The sequence below is a fragment of the Gluconacetobacter johannae genome, assembly GCF_014174305.1.
Lineage (GTDB): Bacteria > Pseudomonadota > Alphaproteobacteria > Acetobacterales > Acetobacteraceae > Gluconacetobacter > Gluconacetobacter johannae.
Window position 1 is genome coordinate 19,113 of the sequence record NZ_JABEQH010000014.1, and the last position, 19,455, is coordinate 38,567.

Genomic DNA, 19,455 nt, shown 5'->3' on the forward strand with positions numbered 1-19,455 from the left:
GACTGGGCTCCGTCTTTCATCTCGATGGCCATCTCAATGGGACGCGGCGACCGGGGGCGCGGGCAGCGTCGCCCGGACGGCGGCGGCCTTGCGCTCCAGGTCGGTCCAGGGGGGCAGCGTGGTGCGCGTGCGGCGCAGATAGGCGGCCAGGCGCGCCAGGTCGGCATCGGTCAGGGCGTGGTAGAAGCTGGGCATCGCTATGCCGGCCTGGCCTTCGCCCGCGTTGATCCCGCGCAGCACGACCTGGTACAGGTTGGTCGGTTCCGACAGCCACAGCGCGTTGTTCAGCGCCAGTTCGGGGCGGCCCGGCACCGGCGTCGCCCCGGTATTGGCATGGCACGCGGCGCAGGCGCCGGCGTAAAGCCGGGCGTCGGGGTCGGTCTGCGGGCCGGTCAGGTCACGGGTCGAGGTCCGCATCGCCGCGGCAAGACGCGCGGCGTCTCCGCCCTGGCGGCCGGTGGCCTGGTCCAGGCTGGCCAGGTAGGCCGCGATCGCCCGGACGTCGGATTCGGGCAGTTCGCTCAGCCCGCCATGGATGACCGGCGACATCGGCCCGGCGGCGCTGCCGTGCAGCGGGGCCACGCCGTAGCGCAGGTACTGGAAGAACTCGTCCTCGGTCCACACCGCGGGGGTGGGGTTCGTGCCGTTCAGCGGCGGGGCGATCCAGTTATCGACCGGCGCGCCGTCATAGGCGGCGCCGGCCTTTTCGGCGCCCATGGCGTTGCGCGGGGTGTGGCAGGCGCCGCAATGGCTCAGCCCCTCGGCCAGGTAGGCGCCGCGATTCCACTGGGCGTCATGGGCCGGGTCGGGACGGTAGGCGCCCGGATGCAGGAACAGGAGTTTCCACCCGCCCTGCAGCAGGCGGACATTCAGCGGGAACGGCACCGTGTTCGCGCGCTTGACCGAATGGACCGGCGGACGGGTCATCAGGAACGCATAGACGTCGGCGATGTCGCCATCGGTCATATGGGTGAAATGATCGAACGGAAAGGCGGGGAACAGGTTCGACCCGTCGCGCGACACGCCCTGGCGCATGGCGCGGACGAAGGCGGCCTGGGACCAGCGCCCGATGCCGGTTTCGGGGTCGGGGGTGATGTTGCTGGAATAGATCGCGCCGAATGGCGTCGCCATGAGGTAGTCGCCGGCCAGCGGCGCGCCCTCGTGCCCGTCGCGGCGGGTGTGGCATTCCGCGCAGTAGCCGCCGGCGGCAAGGACGCGGCCGTGTTCGACGCTGGCGGTGGAAAAAGCCGTGGAGGCGGGTGGCGCGATCGGGGCGATGGCCGGATGCCAGGCATAGGCCAGGACGCCCAGGCCCCCGGCGACCCCGATGCCGGCGACGGCGGCGACGATGCGTCCGATCACGACCAGACCCTGCGGAACGGGAAATTCATGTCGTCACCCCCTCTTTTGTCCGCTGCCGCCACATCGCGTCCGGGTTCGGAAGGGATGCGCGCGCGGGGTGGTCCGGCACCGGCAGGATGCCAGCCGTGTCATGTTATGACGGCCGGGCAGGGGCGCGCGCAACCGGCTGAATAGAAAAAGGGCCGGAAGTCCGGCCCTTATCCTGTTCAAATTCCTGGTAGTTCCGGCCCGGTGGTTGCCGGGCCGGGGGGAGAGGGTCAGTGCCCCTCGGGCAGGGCGTAGGCGACGACGTAGTCGCCCAGCTTGCTGCCGAACGAGCCGTGGCCGCCGTCGGCCGTGACGATGAACTGGCGCCCGTTCACGGCGTAGGTCATCGGCGTGGACTGGCCGCCGGCGGGCAGGCGATCCTGCCAGAGCTGCTGGCCGGTCGTGACGTCGTAGGCGCGGATGTAGTAATCCGCCGTCGAGGTCAGGAACGCGACGCCGCCTGCCGTGGTCAGCGGTCCGCCCAGGCTCGGGATGCCGACCTTGAAGGGGATCGGCACCGGGGCGCTGTCGCGGGTCGTGCCGTTGCGGTGCATCCAGGTGATCTTGTTGGTCTTCAGGTCGATCCCGGCCATGAAGCCCCAGCCCGGCTCCTTGCACGGCAGGCCGAGCGGCGACAGGAACGGGCTGAGCGTCACGCCGAAGGGCACGCCGAACTGCGGCTGGACGCCGCTTTCCGACCCCGAGGGCTGCGAGGCGTCGGGATTGGCCGGATTGTTCGGCCCGCGCGGGATCAGGCGCGACACGAACGGGATCGCGATCGGATTGGCGATAGCGATCTGCCGCACCGGATCGACGGCCAGGCCGCCCCATTCGAACATGCCCAGATTGCCCGGGAACACCAGCGTGCCCTGCACCGACGGCGGGGTGAACGGCCCCTCGTAGCGGAGCTGATGGAACATGATGCGGCACATCAACTGGTCGAACATCGTGCCGCCCCACATGTCGGCGTCCGTCAGATTCTTCTTCGGCCGGAAGGTCAGCTCCGAGAACGGCTGGGTGGGCGAGGTGTGATCGCCCGGGGCTGCGCCCTGCGGCACCGGGGTTTCCGGCGCGGGCACGACCGGGGTGCCGGTGCGGCGGTCCAGGACGAAGATGTTGCCCGTCTTGGCCGGGGCATACAGCGTGGGCACGATGTCGCCGCTGGCGGTGCGGATGTCCACCAGGCTGGGCTGGGCCGGGATGTCCATGTCCCACAGGTCATGGTGCACGGTCTGGTACGACCAGGCCATCTTCCCGGTGTCGGCGTTCAGCGCCAGGATCGCGCTGGCGAAGCGTTCGGCGTCCGCGCCGCGGTTGCCGCCCCAGATGTCGGGCGTCTGCACGCCCATGGGGATGAAGATCAGGTTCAGCTTGGGATCGTAGGACGACACGATCCAGGAATTGGGCGAGTTGCCGACGAAATGGTGCGTGTCGGACGGCATTTCGTTGGGGTCGGGGTTGCCGGCGTCGAACACCCAGACCAGCCGGCCGGTATAGACGTCAAAGCCGCGCGTGACGCCCGAGGGCTCGTGGGTCGAGTAGTTGTCCATCACCGCGCCCGAGATGATGACCAGCTTGTCGGTGACGACCGGGGGCGACGTCGCCTCGAAGAAACCGGGGGTCTGGACGGCTTCGCCGGCCTTCAGGTCGACCGCGCCGTCATCGCCGAAACTGTGGCAGCGCTCGCCGGTTTCCGCGTTCACGGCGAACAGGCGCCCGTCATTGGTGGGCAGGAAGATGCGGCGCGGGCACTCGGCGGGGGCCTGGGCGCCGTCGATCGTCTGGGCGTCGGCCGCGGTCTCGTGGTACGAGACGCCGCGGCAGGTCATGTGCTGGAAGGTCGGGTTGTAGGCGATCTTGGGATCGAATTTCCATTTCTGCTTGCCGGTGGCGGCATCCAGCGCGAACAGGATCTGGTGCGGCGAGCACAGGTAGACGGTGTCGCGGATCTTGATCGGCGTCACCTCGTCGGTGAATTCGCCCGGATCGTGCGGCCCCTTCATGTCGCCGGTGCGGAACACCCACGCGACCTTCAGGTCATGCACATTGGCCGGCGTGATCTGCTTGAGCGGGCTGAACCGGTCGCCGAACTGGGTGCGGCCATAGGCCTGCCAGTCCTCGTCGGGAATCTGGCCCGCGTCGCCCGGCGTGGGCGCGTTCTGCGCGACCTGCGGCAGGCTGCCTGCGATGTCCTGCGGGTCCTGCACCAGGGCCGCCCCGACCACGACGACCGCCGCGCCGACGCTCGCGGCCAGCGGCAGCAGGCCCGCCCGGCTTGCCGGGCCCAGCCCACGGGTGACGGGGGGCAGCAGCAGCCAGACCCCCAGCGGGACCAGGATGTCGCCACGCGGAGCCAGGGCCCAGAAATCGAACCCGACCTCGGCCACGGCCCAGATCATGGTGCCGATCAGCAGGGCGGCATAGACCCACAGGGCCTCCTGCCGGCGCCGGAACAGCAGTCCGGCCGTCACCAGCAGCATGAGGCCGGCGACGACGTAATAGGCCGACCCGCCCAGCGCGGTCAGCCAGACGCCGCCGGCCAGCAGGTAGAGCCCGATCAGGGCGCAGACCCCTGCGGTGATCGCGACGATCGGCCGCAATCCTTGTGAACTGTTCATTGAAAACCCAACTCGCTGTGGAAATTCGATCCGAACTGCGTGACAAGCCCATAAGTTTTTGAACGGTCAAGTTAACGTGTGGTGGCGGCGTCCGTTCCCCGTCCGCCGGGGGCCGGCGGCGAGGCGGCGGGGGTTTCCGTTTTTCCCCGGACATGACTTTCGGGTTGCGGAATGGGTTGCCGTGCGGGGCGCAATGTTTCTGCCCGATGACAACCGGTTCACAATTTCGCGATCTTTTCGGTTCCGGGCGTCAGCCGGGCTGGGCGATGATCGCGCGCAGCGTCGGGCGGACGCCGTCGGCGCGGATGGCGCGGCGCAGGCGGACGAACAGCGCGACGAAGGCGGGATGATCCTCCAGCCCCCATCCGGCGAACACCGACATGCCCAGCGCCCGGCCCGGATCGGCATCGCCGGCCAGCGCCAGATCGTCGGGCGTCAGATGGGGTTCCGCCACGGTGTAGGCGGCCCCGCTGTCGTCGGTTCCGCGCAGATATTCGGCAAAGCAGGCCAGCAGGAAGGCGATCCGCACCGGATTGCCCCCGCGCGCCAGCGTGCCGGTGGCGGTGTCCTTGACGAAGACCGGCAGTTTCGACGCGCTGTCGGAGGCGATACGCAGCAGCTGGTCGCTGATCGCCTGGTTGCGGAAGCGGCGCAGCAGCAGGGCGCCATACTCATGCAGCTCCATGCCCGGCGGCGCCGTGAGCAGCGGTTCGGCATCGAAGCCGAGATAGCGTTCGAGCAGTTCGATGACGTCGGGGTCGCGCATGATGTCGCTGACGACGCGATAGCCCATCAGCACGCCGGGCAGGCCGAGCATGGAATGCGAGGCGTTGAGCATCCTCAGCTTGACCTGCTCGTAGGGCGCCACGTCCTTGGTGAACAGGACGCCCGCGGCTTCGAGCGGCGGACGGCCGGCGCAGAACGAATCCTCGACCACCCACTGGATGAAATCCTCGCAGAACACCGGGGCGCGGTCGTCCACGCCGCTGGCGGCGTCCAGCCGGGCGATGTCGGCGTCGCGGACCGCGGGGGTGATGCGGTCCACCATCGTGCACGGGAAGGTGACGTGGGCGGCGATCCAGTCGGCAAGGGCCGCGTCGCGGGCGCGGGCCCAACTGAGGAAGGCGGTGCGGGCGACGTGGCCGTTATGGGGCAGGTTGTCGCAGGACAGGATGGTGAAGGGGCCGACGCCGCCGTCGCGCCGCAGGCGCAGGGCCTCGGTCAGCAGGCCGAAGACGGTGTGGGGCACGTCGCGGGCCAGGTCCTCGGCGATGGTGGGGTGGTCCAGTTGGAACTGCCCGGCTTCGTCCACATAATAGCCGCCCTCGGTGACCGTCATGCTGACGATGCGGATCGCCGGGTCGGCCAGGCGGCGGATCGTCGCCGCCCGGTCGTCCGGGGCGTGGAGATAGTCCACGATCGAGCCGATGACGCGAACGGTGTCGGGGGCGTCGGCCGGGCATTCGGTCAGTGTATAGAGCCCGTCCTGCGCGTGCAGGGCGTCGGCCTTCGCGCGTTCGCGCGCGTCGTCCATGATGCCGATGCCCAGGATGCCCCATTCGGCGTTCCCTGGCATGGCCAGCACGCGGTCCAGATAGACGGCCTGATGCGCGCGGTGGAAATTCCCCACGCTCATATGCGCGATGCCGGGGCGGATCGCGGCCCTGTCATAGGTCGGGACGATGATCGGGGCGGGAAGCTGGCCGAGGGTCGAATTGGCGAGAGCCGGCATGGAAGGACTGTCCTGACAGGGAAGGATGGGTACGCTCTATCGCGTTCTCCCCGGCGGCTTCGAGAGGGTTTTTGCACAACGCTGCCGTCCGCCGCATCGTCGGCGGTCAAATCCCGGGGAGGGCCTCCAGATCCGCCAGATAACGGCGGATCAGCGTGTCGCGTTCCCTGTCCAGCGGTTCGCGGCAGGGGGATTCCCCCGCGCGGCGGTACCAGTAGGCCGCGTTGGCCTCGTCGCCCTCGCGCCGGTGCAGGTAGGCGTGCACGCGGCAGGCCGGGCGTGTCGCGCCGTCCTCCACGAGGTCGTGCGCGCGGCCCCACTCGCCGCGTGCGTCGTGCCACAGGGCGCGCAGGTGCGGCGGCAGGGCTGGGGGCGGCGTGTCGCCGGCGAGCGAGAAATGGAACGCGCGGGCGTCGAAGGGTCGGGTCATGGGGCACAGATGGGGCGGTTCGGCGCGATTTTCCACCTTGTGGCGCGGCGGGGTGCGATTCGGGCCGCGAGGGGCTTGATCGCGCCGCGCGCCTTGTCTATAGCCAGCCCCCTGTTCGCGCGTCCGGGCCTGGAATGGGCATGCCCGGCCGTGACCGCTGCCTGAGTGCCGCGATGCGGCCGCAGCCTGTAGATGAAGGAGACGAAAATGCCCAAGATGAAGACCAAGTCGTCGGTCAAGAAGCGGTTCAAGATCACCGCGACCGGCAAGGTGCTGGCGGGGCCGGGCAACAAGCGCCACGGCCTTATCAACCGTTCGCAGAAGATGAAGCGCACGAACCGCGGTTCGCAGACGTTGACCGAAATGGATGGCCGCACTGTGAAGCAGTGGGCCCCCTACGGGCTGGCATAAGGAGCACCTGAGACATGGCACGTGTAAAGCGGGGTGTGACCACCCACGCCCGTCACAAGAAGGTTCTCGATCAGTCCAAGGGCTATCGCGGCCGGTCCTCGACCAACTATCGCATCGCGCTGGAGCGCCTGGAAAAGGCCCTGCGCTATGCCTATCGCGACCGTCGGAACAAGAAGCGCGATTTCCGCGCCCTGTGGATCCAGCGCATCAACGCGGCCGTCCGCGAGCATGGGCTGACCTACAGCAAGTTCATCTATGGCCTCGACAAGGCCGGGATCGAGATCGACCGCAAGGTGCTGGCCGCCATCGCGTTCGACGATGCCGCCACCTTCGCCGAGATCGTCAAGAAGGCCCAGGCGGCGCTGGCCGCCGCCTGAGCGACGCCCCACGCGATCTGCGCTTTACGGAACGGGCCACCCCACAAGGGTGGCCCGTTTCGCATTTGGGGGCTTTATTCGGCGCGGCGGAGCCTGTATCTGCCGCGTGCGTAAAATCACCCCGGCGAGGGGATTTGCGCCTGTCGTCACGCCGCGCGACGGACGATCTGCGACGAACCGATTATGCGGCATGACCGGCCCCGGCCGGTCCCGAAGCCCGAGCGAGGTGCCATGAGCGACGATCTCGAGACCCTGCGGCAGGAGACGCTGGCCGCCCTGGCCGTGGCCGCCGACCGGCGGGAATGGGACGCCGTCCGCGTGGGAACGCTGGGCAAGTCCGGACGCCTGACCGCGCTGCTGAAGGAACTGGGGCGGATGACGCCCGACGCGCGCAAGCTGCGCGGCGCCGCGGTGAACCGCCTGCGCGACGAACTGTCGCGCGCGATCGAGGAGCGTGGCGCGGCGATCGAGGCCGAGATCCTGAACGCCCGCCTGGCGGCGGAGCGCGTCGATGTCACCCTGCCGGCGCCGGCCGAGCGCGCGGGCATGATTCACCCGATCAGCCGCACGATGGAGGAAATGGCCGCCATCTTCGGCGCGATGGGCTTCCGCGTGGCCGAAGGGCCGGACATCGAGACCGACTGGCACAATTTCTCGGCGCTGAACACGCCCGACCATCATCCGGCCCGTACCGACCAGGATACGTTCTACCTACCCGCTGAGGACCAAGGGCGCGAGCGCGTACTCCGCACCCAGACGTCGGGCGTGCAGATCCGCACCATGCTGGGCGAGGCGCCGCCGATCCGCATCATCGCGCCGGGCCGCACCTATCGCGCCGACCATGACGCCACCCATTCGCCGATGTTCCATCAGTGCGAGGGGCTGGTGATCGACCGGGGCATCACGCTGGCGCACCTCAAGGGCTGCCTGACCGATTTCCTGCGCGCCTTCTTCGGCAAGCCCGACCTGCCGGTGCGGTTCCGCGCCTCGTATTTCCCGTTCACCGAACCGTCGATGGAGGTCGATATCGGCTGGTCGCGCAAGAGCGGCGAGATCGGCGGCGGCGGCGACTGGCTGGAGGTCCTGGGCTCGGGCATGGTGCATCCGCGCGTGCTGGCGAACTGCGGCCTGGACCCGCGCGAATGGCAGGGGTTCGCCTTCGGGATGGGCATCGAACGGCTGACGATGCTGCGCCATGGCATTCCGGACCTGCGCTCGTTCTATGAGAGCGACGTGCGCTGGCTGCGCCATTACGGCACCAGCCCGCTGTCACCGGCCCTGTTGCATGAAGGTCTCTGAGCGATGAAGTTCACCCTGTCCTGGCTGCGCGATCACCTCGACACGACGGCGACGCTCGATGAGATCTGCGCGAAGCTGAACACGATCGGGCTGGAGGTCGAAGGTCTGGAAGACCCGGGCGCTGTGCTGGCGCCTTTCCGCACCGCCCGCATCGTCGAGGCCGTGCAGCACCCCAACGCCGACCGCCTGCGCGTCTGCCGCGTCGATGCCGGGCCGGGGTTCGAGGCGGTGCAGGTGGTGTGCGGCGCGCCGAACGCCCGCACCGGCCTGGCCGTGATCTTCGCCCCGCCGGGGACGTGGATTCCGGGGCTGGAGATCACCATCAAGGCCGGGGCGATCCGGGGCGAGACCAGCGGCGGCATGCTGTGCTCGCTGCGCGAGCTGGGCCTGGGCGAGGCGCATGACGGCATCGCCGAACTGCCCGCCGACACCGTTCCCGGCCAGTCCTATGCCGATTTCGCCGGGCTGAACGACCCGGTGATCGAAATTGCCGTCACGCCCAACCGGGGCGACGCGCTGGCGGTGCGGGGCATCGCCCGCGACCTGGCCGCCGCCGGAGTCGGCCACCTGCGGCCCTGGCTGGCGGAAACGGTCGAGGGCACGTTCGATTCGCCGATCGGCTGGGCCAACCTGTTTCCCGAAGCCTGCCCGTGGGTGCTGGGGCGGACGATTCGCGGCCTGCGTAACGGGCCCAGCCCGGAGTGGCTGCAGAACCGCCTGCGGGCGGTGGGGCTGCGGCCGATTTCCGCCCTGGTCGATATCACCAATTTCTTCGCCTACGACCTCGGGCGGCCGCTGCATGTCTTCGACGCCGACCGCGTGACCGGCGACCTGCTGACGGTCTGCCGTGGCGCGGGCGAGGCGTTCCAGGCGCTGGACGGGCGGGAGATCGTCGTCTCGCCCGAGGATTGCGTGATCGCCGACGTGGCCGGGGTGCAGTCCCTGGCCGGCATCATGGGCGGGGAGGCGACCGGCGTCACCGCGGATACGACCAGCGTGTTCGTGGAATGCGCGCTGTTCGACCCGGTGCGGATCGCGCTCAGCGGCCGTCGTCACAGCCTGCATTCCGACGCCCGCCACCGGTTCGAGCGCGGGGTGGACCAGGCCCTGCCGGTCGCGGCGCTGGAGGCGGCGAGCCGCATGATTATCGAACTGTGCGGCGGCGAGGCCAGCGAGGTGGTGTCGGCCGGCGAGGCCCCGGCGTGGCAGCGCGAGGCCCGGCTGCGCTTCGCGCGGGTCGCCGGCCTGGGCGGGGTGGATGTTCCGGCCGACGAGGCCGTCACGGCGCTGGAGGCCCTGGGCTTCGCCGTGCGCCAGCGCGACGCGGACGAGGTGCTGCTGGACGTGCCGTCCTGGCGCAACGACATCGCCATGCCCATGGTCCTGGACCAGGCGCCGGGGCTGGATCCGGCGCGGGCGCGCAAGGCCGAGGACGGCGCGCGGGCCGTCGATGCGGAATGCGACCTGATCGAGGAAATCCTGCGCCTGCGGGGGCTGGATTCCATTCCGCCGGTCTCGCTGCCCGCGCTGTCGGCGGTGCCGCTGCCCGCCCTGGCCCCGCGCCAGGTGCGTGCGGCCACCGCGCGGCGGGTCCTGGCGTCGCGCGGCCTGATGGAGACGGTGGGCTATTCCTTCGTGGCGCAGGCCGCCGCCGCCCGGTTCGGCGAGGTGCCCGAGGCGCTGCGCCTGCTGAACCCGATCGCGGCGGACCTGGACCAGATGCGGCCGACGCCGATGGTCAACCTGCTGTCGGCGGTCGAGCGCAACGCGGCGCGCGGCTATCCCGACCTGGGGCTGTTCGAGGTCGGGCCGGGCTTTTCCGCCGACGGGCAGACGCAGGTGGCGACCGCGCTGTACAGCGGCCATACCCCGCGCCTGCCCGGACGCACGGCCGAACCGGTCAGCCTGTGGGACGCCAAGGCCGACGCCTTCGCCGTGCTGGCGGCGCTGGGCGCGCCGATCGAGGGCGTGCAGGTCACGGCGGATGCGCCGGGCCATTATCATCCGGGCCGGTCGGGCGTGATCCGGCAGGGGCCGCGGATCGTGCTGGGCTATTTCGGGCAGATGCATCCGGCCTTGCTGGCCGGGCGCGGGCTGGACCGGCCGGTGGTCGGGTTTGAACTGTTCCTGGACGCGATCGCCGAGCCCAAGCGTCGCCGCCGCGCGGCGCCCGACCTGTCGCCCTTCCAGCCGGTGCATCGTGACTTCGCCTTCGTCGTCGCCCGTGACGTGGCGGCGGATGCGGTGCTGCGCGCGGCCCGGGGGGCGGAACGGACCCTGATTTCCGGCGTGCGCCTGTTCGATGTGTACGAAGGCGACAAGGTGCCGGAAGGCCATAAATCGCTGGGTGTCGAAATCGTCCTGCAGCCCGTCGAGCGCAGCCTGACCGATGCCGAGATCGAGGCGGTGTCCGACAGGATCGTGGCGGCGGTGTCGCGCGCCTGCGGCGCGGTGCTGCGCGGCTGATCCGGCCGGGCCGGGAGAAAGGGGACGGGGATGACCGGGACGTTCAGGCGGGCGGTCCGCGTGGCGGCGATCTGTGTGGCGGCGACGTGCGGCGTGGTGGGCGCCGGGCGGGCGCGGGCGGCGGACATCGTCGGCGCGGGGTCCAGCTTCGGCGCGCCGATCTATGGCGCGTGGGCCAGGGATGCGAAGCAGGCGACCGGCATCGCCCTGAACTACCAGTCCATCGGCTCCGGCGCCGGGCAGAACCAGGTGCTGGCGCGGACGGTCGATTTCGGGGCGTCGGATGCGCCGATGAATGCCGAGCGCCTGCGTGCCGGCCGCCTGATGCAGTTTCCCACCGTGATGGGCGCGGTGGTGCCGGTGGTGAACCTGCCGGGGCTTGGTGCCGGACAGGTGCGCCTGACGGGGCCGTTGCTGGCGGCGCTGTATGCCGGCGACATCACCGAATGGAACGATCCGCGCATCGCCGCCGTCAATCCGGGCCTGACGCTGCCCGACATTCCGGTGGCCCCGGTGCGCCGGGCCGACGGGTCGGGCACGACCTTCGTGTTCACCTCGTACCTGTCGCGGATGTCGCCGGCCTGGAAGCGGGACCAGGGGGCCGCGACCTCGGTCGCCTGGCCGACGGGCGAGGGCGCGCGCGGCAATGACGGCGTCGCCGCCGCCGTGCGTAATACCGAAGGGGCGATCGGCTATGTCGAATATGCCTTCGCCGCGCGGAACGGGATGAGCATGGTGCTGCTGCGTGACCGCAACGGCGATTTCGTCGCCGCCGGCGCCGATGGCTTCGCGGCGGCCGCGCGGTCGGCGGACTGGTCCGACACGGCGACCTTCACGGTGGATCTGCTGGATGCGCCGGGGGCCGGGGCCTGGCCCATCATGTCCGCGACCTACGTGCTGGTGCCGGTCGACCCGGCCGATCCGGCGCGGGCGGGCGCGGTGCTGCGCTTCTTCGACTGGGCCTTCCGCAACGGCGACGCGGCCGCGCGGGCCTTGCAGTACGTGCCGCTGCCGGATGCGGTGAAGGCCGACATCCGGCACGGCTGGTCCGTCATTCGCGGTGTCGCGCCCCCGACATGACGGGGGCGGGTTTGCGCCGGCGGTGGAAGAACGTTAGGCCCATCCCATGACCCAAGATGATACCGGCGCCGCGCCGCGCACGATCTGGATCCTGGCGGGCGAGGCCAGCGGCGACGTGCTGGGCGCGCGCCTGATGGCGGCGTTGCGCGCCCGCGATCCGGCCCTGCGGTTTGCCGGCGTGGGCGGCACGCGCATGGAAGGCGAGGGGCTGGCCAGCCTGTTCCCCCTGCGCGATCTGGCGGTCATGGGGCTGGTCGAAATCCTGCCGCGCCTGCGCCATCTGTCGCGCCGCCTGGACCAGGCGGTGGAGCATATCCGCCGCACCATGCCGGACGCGGTGGTCACCATCGACAGTCCGGGCTTTGCCCTGCGGCTGCTGCGCCGGATCGCGGGGTTGGACATTCCACGCATCCATTACGTGGCCCCGCAGGTGTGGGCCTGGCGCGAGCACCGGGTGCGGGAATTCCCCGGCCTGTGGGACCGGCTGCTGTGCCTGCTGCCGTTCGAACCCGAATTTTTCGGCCGCCATGGGCTGGAGGCGCGCTTCGTCGGCCATCCGGTGCTGCAATCCGGCGCCGATCGCGGGGACGGTGCGGCGTTTCGCGCGCGGCATGGCATCGCGCCCGACGCGCCTGTGCTGATCCTGATGCCCGGCAGCCGCCGGTCGGAGGCGCCTCGTCTGCTGCCGGTGTTCGGCGCGACGATGCGGATTCTGCGCGACACCTGTCCGGGGATCGTCCCCGTCGTCCCGGTGTCTCCGGTCGTGGCCGACACCGTGCGGCGCGGGGTGGCCGGCTGGCCGGTCCAGCCGGTGATCGTGACCGAGGCGGACGACAAGCACGACGCCTTCGCGGCGGCCGGGGCGGCGCTGACCAAATCGGGGACATCGACCCTGGAACTGGCGCTGGCCGGGGTGCCCATGGCGGTGACCTACCGGGTCAACCCGCTGACGGCGGCGATGGCGCGGCGGCTGATCCGCGTGCCCTATGTGGCGATGGTCAATCTGCTGGCCGGCCATCGGCTGGTGCCCGAACTGCTGCAGGAACGCTGCCGCCCGGACCTGCTGGCCGCGACGGTGCGCCGCCTGCTGACCGACGGGCGCGCCGCCGCCCTGCAACGGGCGGGCTTTCACGCCGTGGTCGCGGCGCTGGCCGCCCCGGCGGGCGACCCGGCCGCCGCCGCGGCGGCGGACATCCTGGCCATGCTGGATCAGCGGACACCACCGCCGACGGCTGGCTAGGGCGTCGGGGACCCGGTCGCGGGCGCCGCCGCCGGGGCATTCCGGAGGGCGCGGATCGAATCGAATTCGCTCTTGATGGCATAGACGCCAACGCCGATCGTCATGACCACGGTCAGGACAATCCAGACGATCTTGCCGGCGGACGGGGTGTCGGGGGTGGACATGATGGCTCCTCGGCGGCGGGCGGGTCAGCCCTGCCCGTACAGACTGTCGGGGGACACCAGGGGGGCGCTGGTCTCGACCAGGCCCTCGGGGCGCATGGCGTTGAAGAAGCACGAGCGGCGTCCGGTGTGGCAGGCGACGCCCTGCTGGTCGACCAGCAGCACCACCGCGTCGCGGTCGCAGTCCAGGCGGGCGTCAACCAGGCTCTGCACCTGTCCGGACGTCTCGCCCTTGCGCCACAGGGCGTCGCGGCTGCGCGAGAAATAGCAGACGCGCCCGGTACGCAGCGTTTCGTCCAGGGCCGCGCGATTCATCCACGCCAGCATCAGGATTTCGCCCGTGTCGTGCTGCTGCGCCACGGCGGCGATCAGTCCGGCCGCGTCGAAGCGAACGGTGTCGAGCATGCGGGCGCGGGTGGCCTCGTCGGGCGGAAGATAGGTCATGGCGGCCGGCGGTCCTGCATCGGGCGGTGACGGATGGGCGGGACAAGAAACCATGAGGCGATGAATGTCCAGTCGTCGCCGTTTCGCCGGCACGCCTCGGGGGGATCAGGCCGACCGGCAAAGGCCAGAGCCCGACCTTCCCACCGGCTGTGTCAGGATTCCGGCAGGGTCAGCCAGGACGGGACGTGGACGTGGATGGGGTGGCCCTCGACCTGCAGGTCCGCGTGGATCTGGTCCAGCCGCAGCATCGCCAGCCCCCGCCCGTCGCGGGACGAGGCCATGGTGCCGGCCTCGCGTCCCTCGTGCAGGATGGGAGTCCCCGGCGCCGGCAGGGCCGCCGACGTGACGGGCAGCAGCTTGCGCTTGACCAGCCCGCGATAGCGCGTCCGCGCCGTCAGCTCCTGGCCCATGTAGCAGCCCTTGGTCCAGGAAATGCCGTTCAGGGCTTCGAAATTCGCTTCCAGCAGCAGAGTCTTGCCGGACTCGCAATCGCGCGATCCGTCGGGCAGGCCCAGGGACAGCCGGTGGGCGTCGTAGGCCGCGGGGTCCGCCGCGCCAGGCGCCCGGTGCGGCAGCAGCAGCCGCCATCCGGCCTCGGCCAGGCGGGGATCGGGGGCGCCGATCGCGGAATCGATCATCGACGGGACGGCGTCCCAGGCGGCATGGACGGCGAAGCCGGTCTCGGCGATCGTGACGTCCGACCGCAGGCGATAGCGCGACAGGCGCTGGCGCAGCATGTCGGCCTGCGCGGCCTCGCATTCCAGCAGCAGCCGCTCGCCGCCCGGATCGGCGAAGATGAAGAAATCGGCCAGCCAGCGGCCCTGCGGCGTCAGGAAGGCGGCCCAGACCGCCCGGCCGGCGGCGACGGCGGTCACGTCGTTCGACACCAGCCCCTGAAGGAAGGAAACCCGGTCGGCGCCGGAGACGGCCAGCACGGTCCGGTCCGGCAGGGATGTGAGATGTGTCATGGCAATTTCCGATTCTGAGCGCGCGCGTCCCTGGTGACAAGGGGGAAAACCACGGCAAGGGTCGCGGGGCGATCATGGCGGGTCGGCGATTCCACCCGGCCGCGCGATGGGCTAGCTTCACGGGGCATGCGTATTCTGTTCATTACCTCCACGCGGCTGGGTGACGCGGTCCTGTCCACCGGATTGCTGGATGTCCTGCTGGCGCGCTATCCGCAGGCCCGCTTCACCATTGCCTGCGGGCCGGTGGCGGCGGCGCTGTTCGACGCCATGCCCCGGCGCGAGCGGACGATCGTCGTGACCAAGCGCCGGTATGACCTGCACTGGCTGTCCCTGTGGCGCGACTGCGTGGGCACGCGGTGGGACCTGTGCGTGGACCTGCGGGGTTCGGCGGTCACGCTGTTCCTGCCCGCGCGGCGGCGGGCGATCATGCGGGGGGGGCGGCGGCAGGGCGCGCGCATCACGCATCTGGGCGGGGTGCTGGGCCTGTCGCCGCCACCCCTGCCGGTGATGTGGACCGCGCCGGCCGATCGCGCGCAGGCGCGGGCGATCCTGCCCGACGGCATACGCTGGCTGGCATTGGCGCCGACGGCGAACTGGGCGGGAAAGATCTGGCCGGCCGACCGTTTCGTGGCGCTGGCCCGGATGATGCAGGCCCAGCGCGGCCCGTTGCGCCCGGTCATCCTGTATGGCCCCGGCGAGGCCGAGCGCGCGATGGCGTCCGCCGTGCTGGCCGCCCTGCCGGACGCCGTGGACGCGGGGGGGCATTTCACCTTGCCGCAGGTGGCGGCGCTGCTGGCGCGCTGCCAGGGATTTATCGGCAATGATTCGGGCCTGATGCACCTGTCGGCGGCGGTCGGGACGCCGACGCTGGGGCTGTTCGGGCCCAGCCGGATATCCGAATACGGCCCGGTCGGCCGCTGTGCCCGTGGGGTCGCGGCGCCGGGGCCGGAGGGAGAGGCCCCCATCGCGGGGCTGGAGGTCGCGGCGGTGGTGGATGCGGCGATCGGGTTGCTGGACGATGCCGGGGCGGTTCCGGATGGCGGGCTGTCGGTGGTCGCATGAAAACCGTCCTGGTCTATCGCGACCGTCTGCTGCCGCCCTCGGAACACGCCTTCATGCGGCGGCAGTATATGGGGTTCCGGACGTTGCGGCCCTGCTGGGTCGGATGCCGGCGGGACGCTCCGGCGCCCGACCTGCCGGGCGAGATGCGGTTTCTGGGCGGCAGCGGGATCGGGCGGCCGCTGCGTCAGGCGGCGTTCAAGCAATTCGGCTGGGGCGCGACCCGGGACATCGCCGACCTGTCGCCCGTGCTGGTGCATGCCCAGTTCGGGCGGGGCGGCGCGCTGGCCTTGCCGATTGCCCGTGCGTTGGGCGTGCCGCTGGTGGTGACCTTCCATGGGGGCGACGCGTTCAAGGACCGCCATTACGCGCGCGGCTTTCCGCCGTCGGTGTTCCGCAGGCGCTGGCGTGCGTTGCAATCCTATGCCGCGCTGTTCGTCTGCGTGTCCGAGGGCGTGCGTGAGCGGTTGCTGGAACGTGGGGTGCCGGCCGGCCTGCTGGAGGTCATTCCCATCGGGGCGGAGCCCGCCGCCCGTGCTGCCGGCCCGGCCGACCGCTTTGTCTTCGCCGGACGCTTCGTGGACAAGAAGGGGGTGCGGGTCCTGATCGACGCGCTGCGGGTGCTGGCGGATCGCGGGATCACCCCCCACGTGGTGCTGGCGGGGGACGGGCCCCTGTTGCCGGCGATGCGCGACCATGCGGCGGGGCTGGCGAATGTGCGCTTTGCCGGCTGGCTGGGGGCGGCGGAGCTGGGGGCGCAGATGGATCGGGCGATCGCGCTGCTGGTCCCCAGCGTGGTGCCGCCCGGTGGCGACCGCGAGGGCCTGCCCAGCGTCGCGATCGAGGCCATGGCGCGCGGGGTGCCGGTCATTGCCTCGGACCAGTCGGGGCTGGAGGGCGCGGTGGGGCGCGCGGGGGCGGGACTCGTGGTTCCGGCCGGGGCGCCCGCCGCGCTGGCGGATGCGATGCTGGCCATGCTGGCGCCCGGTGCGCGCGACGCCATGGCGCGGGCCGCCGAGACGACGGCGCGGGGGTCATTCTGCGCGCCTGTCCAGTCATGCCGGCTGGAGGCGCGGTTGCTGTCGCTGCTGTAAGGCGGGGGATCGGGCCTTGCCGTAGGCCTGCCTGCGGGAGTACGTCGCTGGGGAACGACAGGCTGCGAGGGACTGATGCATTACGACCTGATTATCCGCAACGGCACCTGCGTCCTGCCGTGGGGCGAGGCCCGGACCGACATCGGCGTCCGCGATGGCCGCATCGCCAGCCTGACCGCCGGCGTCGCCGACGACGCGGACGAGGTTGTGGACGCGGCCGGCCTGCATGTTCTGCCGGGCCTGATCGATCCGCATGTGCATCTGCGCGATCCGGGTGACGCCAGCGTCGAAAGCATTCCGACCGGCACCCGCGCCGCCGCCCTGGGCGGGGTGACGACGGTGTTCGACATGCCCAACACCGCGCCCGCCATCACCGACGCCGAGATGCTGCGCTGGAAGCAGGAATACGCCTCGCGCGAAAGCTGGGTCGATCTTGCGATGTATGTGGGCGCCACGCGGGCGAACACGCCGCATCTGGGTGAGTACGAACGCTTTGACGGCGTCTGCGCGATCAAGGTCTTCGCCGGTTCATCGACCGGCGACCTGATGATCGAGGATGACGAGGGCATTCGCCGCGTGCTGGAGCATGGCCACCGCCGCGTCGCCTTCCACTCGGAGGACGAATATCGCCTGCAGGCGCGCAAGGCGATGTTCACGCCGGGCATGCCCTATGACATGCACCGCGTCTGGCGCGACGAGGAATGCGCCTTCCTGGGCACCCGGCGGATCGTGGCGCTGGCCCGGCGGACCGGCCGGCCGATCCATATCCTGCACACCTCGACAGCCGAGGAACTGGCCTGGCTGCCCGATTGCCGCGACATCGCGACGGTCGAGGTGCTGGTCAACCACCTGACGCAGGTGGCCCCCGAGTGTTACGAGACCCTGGGCGCGCTTGCGGTCATGAACCCGCCCATCCGCGACCGCCGCCACTACGAGGCGAGCTGGGAGGCCGTACGCAACGGCACGGTGGACACCATCGGCTCGGATCACGCGCCCCATTCGCTGGAGGCCAAGGCCCGGCCGTGGCCCGCCACTCCGGCGGGCCTGACCGGCGTGCAGACGCTGGTCCCGGTCATGCTGGACCATGTCAATGCCGGCCGGCTGTCGCTGGGCCGGATGGTGGACCTGATGGCCGCGGGGCCGGCCCGGGTCTATGGCCTGCAGGCCAAGGGGCGGATCGCGATGGGGTACGACGCCGATTTCACCCTGGTGGACATGAAGGCGCGGCGGCGCATCACCAACGACTGGATCGCGACGCCGGCGGGCTGGACGCCGTTCGACGGCATGGCGGTCACGGGCTGGCCGATGGCGACGATCGTGCGGGGCCGCGCGGTGATGCGCGAGGATACGATCCTGGGCACGCCGTCGGGCCGCTTGGCCCGCTTTGCGCCTTGACGGGCCGGCTGGCCCGCTTCGCGCCCTGATTTCGTCATGTTCGGCCTGTAAGCGGTTGGGATTGGTCAAATCGTCCCGCCCATGACGCGGGAGCAGGAAGGAAGACGTCCCTTGCGTGCATGTGTATCGGGCCTGCTGGTCGTCTGTGCGGTGTCCTTGTGCGGAGTGGGCGCGGCCCGGGCGGCCGAGGCCGGGTGGTCCGCCCCCGCCTGCGGGCGGGAGCCCGTGGCGCCCACGGTCGATTCGTCGACCGTGGCGCGGTACAACGCCAGCATCGACAGCGTGACGGCCTATGAAAAGGCGGCCCGCACCTACAATGGCTGCGTCGCCGCCGCCGCCAGCCGCGAGGAAAGCGCCATCAGCGCCGAGGCGCGGACCCGCATCGGCCGCGTCCATGACGCCAGCGTGGGGGTGCATCGGCGCATCGCCGACAATTTCTCCCGCCTGACGGCGCAGTTGAAGGCCGGGGCCGCGCGCTACAGCCATTGATGGATCACGCGGGTTTGTTGCCCGCGTGCGCCGACGCGGCTATGGTCCCGCCTTGGACGGACGGGCGGCGGCCCGTGCGCGACGTATGCGGGGAACGGGTTGGACGTGGCTGACGACATCTTCAGGGAAGTCGACGAGGATTTGCGCGCGGAGCGGCTGCGGGCGCTGGCGCGGCGATACGTGGTGGCGGCGGTGGCCGTGGTGGCGGTGATCTGCGCGGGTGTCGGCGGCTGGCAATACCATGCGTGGCGGGCGCGGCAGGCCGACCGGGCATGGGCGGCGACCTATTTCGCGGCCCTGCGCGCCGCCGGCAGCAGCAGCATCACGCCGGGCGAGACAGCCCCCCTGACCCCGCAGCAGAAGGACGCGCTGACGCGCCTGGCGACGCTGGACCAGGGCTCGGCCCCGGTAGGGCTGCGGACGATGGCGCGGCTGGAACGGGCGTCGCTGCTGGCGTCCAGCGGCGACGTCAAGGCGGCGCTGGGCCTGTGGGACCAGGTGCAGGCCGACGACGGCGCCGATCCGCTGTTGCGCGGGCTGGCCGACCTGCTGTGGGTCCAGCACCAGATCGACGCCGGCGACCCCGCCACCCTGCGCTCGCGCCTGGCGACGCTGGACGGCGCGGGCAAGCCGTGGCGGGCCCTGGCGGTGGAATGCGAGGCCCTGCTGGACCTGCGCCAGGGCCATGATGCCGACGCGCGACGCCGTTTTGCCCAGATCAGTGCCTCGTCCGATGCGCCCGAGGGGCTGCGCGCTCGCGCCGGCGGCCTGCTGCAGACAATGAATGGCGCCGGCCTGTAAGG

Annotated in this window: 18 protein-coding genes; 11 read left to right on the plus strand and 7 right to left on the minus strand. The window is 70.9% G+C overall.

Features of this window, described 5'->3' with window-relative positions:
- Positions 1 to 33 precede the first annotated feature (33 nt).
- The 4 genes from HLH21_RS11040 to HLH21_RS11055 all read right to left on the minus strand — a co-directional run bounded on the left by HLH21_RS11040 (position 34) and on the right by HLH21_RS11055 (position 6,169).
- A complete protein-coding gene (locus tag HLH21_RS11040) occupies positions 34 to 1,362 on the minus strand; it encodes a cytochrome c (protein ID WP_182943816.1) in 1,329 nt (442 codons plus the stop codon).
- Positions 1,363 to 1,619: 257 nt separating this feature from the next.
- Complete coding sequence (locus HLH21_RS11045) at positions 1,620 to 4,007, minus strand: glucose/quinate/shikimate family membrane-bound PQQ-dependent dehydrogenase (RefSeq protein ID WP_182943817.1); 2,388 nt, start codon at positions 4,005 to 4,007, stop codon at positions 1,620 to 1,622.
- A 250-nt stretch (positions 4,008 to 4,257) separates the two neighbouring features.
- Positions 4,258 to 5,739: a mannitol dehydrogenase family protein gene (locus HLH21_RS11050; protein WP_182943818.1), complete on the minus strand. Its 1,482-nt coding sequence runs from the start codon at positions 5,737 to 5,739 to the stop codon at positions 4,258 to 4,260.
- Positions 5,740 to 5,845: 106 nt separating this feature from the next.
- Positions 5,846 to 6,169 (minus strand): hypothetical protein, encoded by a 324-nt coding sequence (locus tag HLH21_RS11055; RefSeq protein WP_182943819.1) that lies wholly within the window; start codon positions 6,167 to 6,169, stop codon positions 5,846 to 5,848.
- Positions 6,170 to 6,376: 207 nt separating this feature from the next.
- Between HLH21_RS11055 and rpmI the strand changes: the two genes are divergently transcribed.
- The 6 genes from rpmI (at position 6,377) to lpxB (ending at position 13,042) form a co-directional block, all read left to right on the plus strand.
- Positions 6,377 to 6,580, plus strand: a complete 204-nt coding sequence (rpmI, locus tag HLH21_RS11060) for a 50S ribosomal protein L35 (protein WP_012554749.1) — start codon at positions 6,377 to 6,379, stop codon at positions 6,578 to 6,580.
- Between the two features lie 14 nt (positions 6,581 to 6,594).
- The gene (gene rplT, locus HLH21_RS11065) at positions 6,595 to 6,957 is read left to right on the plus strand and encodes a 50S ribosomal protein L20 (RefSeq protein ID WP_182943820.1); all 363 of its coding nucleotides are present in this window, start codon (positions 6,595 to 6,597) and stop codon (positions 6,955 to 6,957) included.
- A gap of 231 nt (positions 6,958 to 7,188) precedes the next feature.
- On the plus strand, positions 7,189 to 8,256 hold the full coding sequence (pheS, locus tag HLH21_RS11070) for a phenylalanine--tRNA ligase subunit alpha (protein WP_182943821.1): 1,068 nt from the start codon (positions 7,189 to 7,191) through the stop codon (positions 8,254 to 8,256).
- A gap of 3 nt (positions 8,257 to 8,259) precedes the next feature.
- On the plus strand, positions 8,260 to 10,722 hold the full coding sequence (gene pheT / locus HLH21_RS11075) for a phenylalanine--tRNA ligase subunit beta (RefSeq protein WP_182943822.1): 2,463 nt from the start codon (positions 8,260 to 8,262) through the stop codon (positions 10,720 to 10,722).
- A 30-nt stretch (positions 10,723 to 10,752) separates the two neighbouring features.
- Positions 10,753 to 11,802, plus strand: coding sequence for a phosphate ABC transporter substrate-binding protein PstS (gene pstS, locus HLH21_RS11080; protein ID WP_182943823.1), 1,050 nt, complete (start codon positions 10,753 to 10,755; stop codon positions 11,800 to 11,802).
- Positions 11,803 to 11,848: 46 nt separating this feature from the next.
- Positions 11,849 to 13,042 carry a lipid-A-disaccharide synthase gene (gene lpxB / locus HLH21_RS11085; protein WP_182943824.1) on the plus strand — a complete coding sequence of 398 codons (1,194 nt, stop codon included), beginning with the start codon at positions 11,849 to 11,851 and terminating at the stop codon, positions 13,040 to 13,042.
- On the opposite strand, the gene HLH21_RS11090 is transcribed toward lpxB, so the two are convergent.
- The 3 genes from HLH21_RS11090 to ygfZ form a co-directional block, all read right to left on the minus strand.
- Positions 13,039 to 13,206: a hypothetical protein gene (locus HLH21_RS11090; protein ID WP_182943825.1), complete on the minus strand. Its 168-nt coding sequence runs from the start codon at positions 13,204 to 13,206 to the stop codon at positions 13,039 to 13,041. The two genes, lpxB and HLH21_RS11090, sit on opposite strands and share 4 nt — an antisense overlap.
- A gap of 24 nt (positions 13,207 to 13,230) precedes the next feature.
- On the minus strand, positions 13,231 to 13,647 hold the full coding sequence (gene hisI, locus HLH21_RS11095; protein ID WP_182943826.1) for a phosphoribosyl-AMP cyclohydrolase: 417 nt from the start codon (positions 13,645 to 13,647) through the stop codon (positions 13,231 to 13,233).
- A gap of 152 nt (positions 13,648 to 13,799) precedes the next feature.
- On the minus strand, positions 13,800 to 14,615 hold the full coding sequence (ygfZ, locus tag HLH21_RS11100; RefSeq protein WP_182943827.1) for a CAF17-like 4Fe-4S cluster assembly/insertion protein YgfZ: 816 nt from the start codon (positions 14,613 to 14,615) through the stop codon (positions 13,800 to 13,802).
- Positions 14,616 to 14,741: 126 nt separating this feature from the next.
- Here ygfZ and HLH21_RS11105 point away from each other — a divergent pair, with 126 nt between their 5' ends.
- The 5 genes from HLH21_RS11105 to HLH21_RS11125 all read left to right on the plus strand — a co-directional run bounded on the left by HLH21_RS11105 (position 14,742) and on the right by HLH21_RS11125 (position 19,453).
- Positions 14,742 to 15,677: a glycosyltransferase family 9 protein gene (locus HLH21_RS11105; protein ID WP_182943828.1), complete on the plus strand. Its 936-nt coding sequence runs from the start codon at positions 14,742 to 14,744 to the stop codon at positions 15,675 to 15,677.
- Entirely contained in the window at positions 15,674 to 16,768 is a 1,095-nt protein-coding gene (locus HLH21_RS11110) for a glycosyltransferase (protein ID WP_182943829.1), read from the plus strand. The genes HLH21_RS11105 and HLH21_RS11110 overlap by 4 nt, the downstream gene beginning before the upstream one ends.
- A 75-nt stretch (positions 16,769 to 16,843) precedes the next feature.
- Positions 16,844 to 18,163 carry a dihydroorotase gene (locus HLH21_RS11115; RefSeq protein ID WP_182943830.1) on the plus strand — a complete coding sequence of 440 codons (1,320 nt, stop codon included), beginning with the start codon at positions 16,844 to 16,846 and terminating at the stop codon, positions 18,161 to 18,163.
- A 111-nt stretch (positions 18,164 to 18,274) separates the two neighbouring features.
- Positions 18,275 to 18,652: a hypothetical protein gene (locus HLH21_RS11120; RefSeq protein WP_246379617.1), complete on the plus strand. Its 378-nt coding sequence runs from the start codon at positions 18,275 to 18,277 to the stop codon at positions 18,650 to 18,652.
- Positions 18,653 to 18,757: 105 nt separating this feature from the next.
- Positions 18,758 to 19,453, plus strand: a complete 696-nt coding sequence (locus HLH21_RS11125) for a tetratricopeptide repeat protein (RefSeq protein WP_182943832.1) — start codon at positions 18,758 to 18,760, stop codon at positions 19,451 to 19,453.
- The last annotated feature ends 2 nt before the right edge of the window (positions 19,454 to 19,455 follow it).